This window comes from Acidithiobacillus sp. HP-11, assembly GCF_015100075.1.
In the GTDB taxonomy this organism is placed as follows: domain Bacteria; phylum Pseudomonadota; class Gammaproteobacteria; order Acidithiobacillales; family Acidithiobacillaceae; genus Acidithiobacillus; species Acidithiobacillus thiooxidans.
Map to the genome: position 1 here is coordinate 1 of NZ_JACKYY010000084.1, position 5,055 is coordinate 5,055.

Consider the following 5,055-nt stretch of genomic DNA (forward strand, 5'->3'; position numbering starts at 1 on the left):
CTCGGAGATGTGTATAAGAGACAGGGCGTAAAGTGCATGTGAATACGCGGGTGCTTGTCGAGCCACGCCTGTACTACCGGGTGTTTATGGGTCGCATAGTTGTCGGCGATCAGATGCAGAGCCTTGTCCTTGGGCGTCTGCCGATCAATTTTCTTCAGGAACTTCAGCCATTCCACATGGGTATGTCGCTGTTGACACTGCCCGATGACCTGGCCATCCAGCACGTTGAGTGCGGCAAACAAGGTCGTAGTGCCATTACGTTTGTAGTCGTGGGTCATCGTTTCTGCGCGGCCCTTTTTGAGGGGAAGTCCCGGTTGGGTCCGGTCCAGGGCCTGTACCTGACTTTTTTCATCTCCGGCTTACTCTGCGTGGTCAATTCTACCAGACGGGCCACATCCACATGGAGCTGTTTTATCATCATAAACCTTAAGTTTCACCAAGAGTGCAACACCACACTAGCGTTGCTCGTCTCTGGCCTATATGACCCCCTTATTTATAAAATTCCGTAAATATGGGATTGGCTCCAATGCCGTCCTGTATTCAGATCATTGGTGAGTTATACCACTATTGCATGAAATTTTTATCATGCGATTTTCTTATGTCCTATAGCGTATAGAATATATTGCAGGTTTATTTCTCTGCCAGGTATATCCGCTTCGCACAGGCAGGATTAAATGCTTAAATGTCGCTTATTTGCGACATTTTTATGTTTTTATAAAATAACCAATTATAATAATCAACTAGATGATTTTATTTTATATTTTTTTAATATAAGAAAAAACTGTGATCAAAAATTGAAAATATGACCGTAGCCATACAGCGACATAAGCCGCAGTAAATATTTTGTGCTCAACATTTACAGCATGGTAATCATGTGATTATATATTTGGCATAGAATTTGCTGAAGTTCTATTATGTTTATTTTTGTCTCAAAAAATAAAAACCCGCTTTTCTCTTATGCTGTGCTGGGATTAGGTGCGATATTTGCGCTTTCAGGCATTTCTACTGCATTTGCAGATCCTTTTTCCTTTGCAAATGTCCAGAAATCTGCACAAAACTTGTCCCGCAGAGCTTGGAAACCGCGCCCCATTTCCGCTGGCCGATATCTGCGCAGGCTGAGCCCACAGGCATATGGTCGGATTCTGGACGTACACCCCCTCTGGAAGGGGCAGGATTTACCGTTTGAAGTCGTGTTTTATCCACTGGGGCATACCTTTGTCCATCCCGTACAAATGAATGTTATTCAGCACGGACAGTCCTTTCCGCTGCCCTACAGTGCCAGGCTGTTTGCTACCCATGGGGTAGTTAGTCAATCGCAACTCCCGCGTAAAGGAGGATACGCAGGATTTTCTTTGCTTTACCCACTGGATACTCCTCCTTACCACAACGAGTTTGTGTCTTTCCTCGGTGCCAGTTATTTCCGTGCTGTCGGCAAGGGCGCCGTCTATGGAACTTCAGCCAGAGGCCTTGGAATAGATACGGCCTTACCTTCCGGTGAAATTTTTCCTTATTTCCAGGAGTTCTGGTTGCAACGACCCAAGCTCGGAGCGCGGCACATGATCATTTATGCCCTGCTGAATAGCCCTGTAATAACCGGGGCCTACCGGTTTACGGTAATCCCCGGGAAAAGTACACGCATCCGCGTTCGGGCCGTTTTGTACCCGCGCAAAAAAATCAAACAGCTTGAAATTGCACCGCTTTCAAGCATGTACTGGCATGGTCGTGGTCGAGGTATTAGAGCCGGGGACTGGCACCCTCAACAACATGATTCCAGCGATCTGATCATGGCGGCCCGTGATGGTCAATGGATCACAAGACCGTTGAATAACCCTCTGCACATCCAGGTGACTCGTTATCTTCTCAATAACCCCATTGGTTTCGGATTCTTTCAACAGGATCGCCGCTTTTCTAACTACGAAGGATTAATTACACAGTATCAAAAAAGGCCCAGCGTCTGGATTCACCCGCTTAATCACTGGGGGAAAGGACAGGTGGAGCTGGTAGAATTGCCGACAAACAACCGTAATACGGATAACATGGTGACCTTTTGGGTCCCCGCGAAACCCCTGCGACCGGGTGAATCACTGCGGGTGCATTACCAGATCCGGTTTTTCCGGAACGACAAACAGCTCCCATCTGGCGGGCATCCAGTCGCTACCTTTCTGGGTAACGATCCGCACATGAAGGGCGCCAAGACATTGGTGGTGGATTTCGCCGGAGATGGATTAGGTCATCTCCCCGCACAAACCCCTATGCACGCCCATTTTACGGTCGGAGCAGGGGTACATATTCTCCATTCGTCAGTGCAATTTAATCCCTTGAAGCATCAATGGCAGGTGAACGCCCAGATTCTTCCAGCCAGACATCAACCCCGTAACATCAGCCTGTTTCTGGCTTCACAAGGGAAAACGCTCAGTGATACCTGGTTATATCTATTGGCTCCACAAAAGGAGGCAGCATAATGTATGGAAGCCCGGATAGTTTCGATATTCTGCATCCAGTTCGACCCAGTAACGACCCGTCTACCGACACTGTCAGACTACCCATTGCTACGACACATTACCTGGATAAACTCGGACTGTCTTCCGCCCAACGGAATTGGGTAGAAAGCCAGGTCATAACAGGTCTACACGCACAGGCTGGTCGTATCAATGGAATCAGTCCAACTTGGTTTGCACTGATGCAAACCGCTATTGGCGCGTTGGCTGAGGATGGCGATGAACTCAACGCTCGTCTGGCCACTGCATCACCGGCAGCTCGTGCGCAAAATCATCCAGCACGCTGGTTTGAACAGCAACAATCTCCGGCAATATTGCGTTCTTCTATGGCGTCAAAACGATTCGTCCGGAAGATTCGGGAATATTTAGAGGAAGAATGCATGCCTGTATGGGCATTCAGGACACCATCCAGTATGAGAAATCTGGGAAGGCGTCCCATTGGGCAAAAGAATGTGCAGCGGATTCCACAATACTCAAAAAGGTGGTCATTTTCACACACCTATTTTCCATCACAACAGTCGCACAAGACTTATGAGATCAGCCAGAACTATTGGGAGCTGAGGCGGCCCGTACGGCTCTCCCGAAGGGATTCATCTCTGGTTAAATCGATTAGCACAGGGGGATTCTCATGAGCTTAAAGACAAACTGGAAAACGATAATTCAGATAGTAACCGCAAGTGTTTTGTGTTTCAGCTCGGTTGATGCCGTGGCCCATGAGGATCATGCTCCGCAAAATCCTCACTATGAAACAAAAATACTGAAAAACAAGGCGGAACGACTGGGATATGACGCTATTTTAGCTGTAAAAGCGCATCATTTCAAAGCAGCTCTACATGATGCCCGATCTATGAAAAAAACCCTTCATAAAATCTGGTATATTCATCAGCATTGCTAGGGATGGAATAACCAATAAATGGTCACGGCCCGAAATCAATGTCATTACGACATCCTAAACACTCTGTGCAAGTTGCTATATATGCTTGCCCTGATTGGTGGCCCCTTGGTGGCTCAACCCGCTGTTGGACATGTTTTTTTGCATTCCACAGCGGCTTGCGACTATCTCAAGGAGCATGCCATCACGAATCGCCGCATGCAGACTTCGGCTCACACTGCAGAATCATGGTCCAGGCAAAAGGTTGCCCTGTATATAGACCAGCCGCAGTCAATTAGGCATGTCGCCCATATTCCAGAGGCGCCTTACCTTACAGCCATTGTTGGCAAAAAGGCAGAATGTGTTGCCGCTGCACCTGCCTGGTTCAAGAATTTAACTTCAGCAGAGCAATCCTGGTTATGGTTGGTAGGCATTGCCGGTTTACGCCACCCGCACATCTATCATCTCATGCTTCATGCTGCGGAACATCCACCACAAGGACTTTTTGCCGGTGTTGAAAAATGGTATGGACACCACGTTGCGAATCGCAGCATTCTGAAATCGGAAAAGCAGGCGACTCTCTGGTTGCCAAATCAGAATCATCGTGTAGCCCTGAAAACCCTGGAGAAGCTCGCACAAGATCGTAGTTTTTCGGAAAATTCCTGGCTACCCAACATAAAGCTACAACTGCATGCCGTAGATTAGTTTTTTATAAGCATAGAAATATTTAAAAGGAGTCTGAATGGCAAAAAATGGGCTTGAAAAAGTTACAGGATCTTCGGTGACTGAGGAGAGTGCTCTGTTCAAAGTATTGCATTGGTTGATCGCCGTGCTGATTGTTTTTCAGGGCCTATTGGGTGCTGCCAACTTACGTATAGCCTGGCTGCAAGACCATCTGGCAAGTGCCATTGTGGTGCATGAAGAGATTGGGCTGCTTATTTTATTGCTCACGCTGTCGTTATTTATTGTACGGGTCATTACTGGACGCAGATCAGGCGCAGGCGCACAACCAAGTCACCAGCTATGGGCCAAGATGGTCCATGGTGCGTTTTATGGGCTCATTTTCGTTGAATGCGCCATCGGTATCTGGATAATGGGGCTTCTGGGTAAGGGCTTGACGATTCTGGCATGGCATATGCCGCTTCCCATTACCGCCGATCCCCACTTTGCTTTTTCTACTGTATTGCAATGGCATGCAGCAGTAGCGTTGACGCTGGCGTTTTTAATCGTTATTCATAGCCTGGCAGCACTTTATCATCATTACGTGCTTCGCGATCATACGCTGACCAGAATGTTACCCGTTCGCTTATCACGTACGGACCCCAAATCCTGATGTCAGTTTCCAGCTATTTTTTGAGCTATCTCCATGCCGCAGTCGTTTCGGCTTCGGGTGTGGTGGATCAATATGGGTTGGCCATAGTCGTGGCTGGAGGTTCCTCGCTGTTTTAAGTGGGTAGCTTGAGATCCAGCTTACCCAGTACGAGGTAAGCCATGTTAATAAAATTGGTTCCTCGCTGTTTTAAGTGGGTAGCTTGAGATCCAGCTTACCCAGTACGAGGTAAGCCATGTTAATAAAATTCTTGTGGGTGCGATAGCCCCGTGCCCTGGATTTGGCGGACTGGAGCAGACTGTTGAAACCTTCCAGAGTGCCGTTACCTGTCTCTTATACACATCTCCGAGCCCACG

Annotated in this window: 5 protein-coding genes and 2 pseudogenes; 5 read left to right on the top strand and 2 right to left on the bottom strand. The window is 47.8% G+C overall.

Annotated elements, in window-relative coordinates; genetic code table 11:
* Positions 1 to 353 (bottom strand): annotated as a pseudogene (locus H7F08_RS14775) (IS630 family transposase); the annotation flags it as partial.
* Between the two features lie 561 nt (positions 354 to 914).
* Here H7F08_RS14775 and H7F08_RS14780 point away from each other — a divergent pair.
* The 5 genes from H7F08_RS14780 (at position 915) to H7F08_RS14800 (ending at position 4,702) form a co-directional block, all read left to right on the top strand.
* Positions 915 to 2,462: a glucan biosynthesis protein gene (locus H7F08_RS14780; protein WP_193640960.1), complete on the top strand. Its 1,548-nt coding sequence runs from the start codon at positions 915 to 917 to the stop codon at positions 2,460 to 2,462.
* A complete protein-coding gene (locus H7F08_RS14785) occupies positions 2,462 to 3,130 on the top strand; it encodes a hypothetical protein (RefSeq protein WP_193640961.1) in 669 nt (222 codons plus the stop codon). The genes H7F08_RS14780 and H7F08_RS14785 overlap by 1 nt, the downstream gene beginning before the upstream one ends.
* Complete coding sequence (locus H7F08_RS14790; RefSeq protein ID WP_051690691.1) at positions 3,127 to 3,393, top strand: hypothetical protein; 267 nt, start codon at positions 3,127 to 3,129, stop codon at positions 3,391 to 3,393. The genes H7F08_RS14785 and H7F08_RS14790 overlap by 4 nt, the downstream gene beginning before the upstream one ends.
* Positions 3,394 to 3,474: 81 nt before the next feature.
* Positions 3,475 to 4,074 carry a hypothetical protein gene (locus H7F08_RS14795; protein WP_193640962.1) on the top strand — a complete coding sequence of 200 codons (600 nt, stop codon included), beginning with the start codon at positions 3,475 to 3,477 and terminating at the stop codon, positions 4,072 to 4,074.
* Positions 4,075 to 4,111: 37 nt separating this feature from the next.
* Complete coding sequence (locus tag H7F08_RS14800) at positions 4,112 to 4,702, top strand: cytochrome b (RefSeq protein ID WP_193640963.1); 591 nt, start codon at positions 4,112 to 4,114, stop codon at positions 4,700 to 4,702.
* Positions 4,703 to 4,888: 186 nt separating this feature from the next.
* On the opposite strand, the pseudogene H7F08_RS14805 reads toward H7F08_RS14800, so the two are convergent.
* A pseudogene (locus H7F08_RS14805) lies at positions 4,889 to 5,023 on the bottom strand (transposase); the annotation flags it as partial.
* Positions 5,024 to 5,055: the final 32 nt, after the last annotated feature.

Excerpts from the sequence above, each read along its gene's own strand:
- H7F08_RS14780 (WP_193640960.1), top strand. The coding sequence starts at position 915 with ATGTTTATTTTTGTCTCAAAAAATAAAAACCCGCTTTTCTCTTATGCT.
- H7F08_RS14785 (WP_193640961.1), top strand. The coding sequence starts at position 2,462 with ATGTATGGAAGCCCGGATAGTTTCGATATTCTGCATCCAGTTCGACCC.
- H7F08_RS14790 (WP_051690691.1), top strand. The coding sequence starts at position 3,127 with ATGAGCTTAAAGACAAACTGGAAAACGATAATTCAGATAGTAACCGCA.
- H7F08_RS14795 (WP_193640962.1), top strand. The coding sequence starts at position 3,475 with ATGCTTGCCCTGATTGGTGGCCCCTTGGTGGCTCAACCCGCTGTTGGA.
- H7F08_RS14800 (WP_193640963.1), top strand. The coding sequence starts at position 4,112 with ATGGCAAAAAATGGGCTTGAAAAAGTTACAGGATCTTCGGTGACTGAG.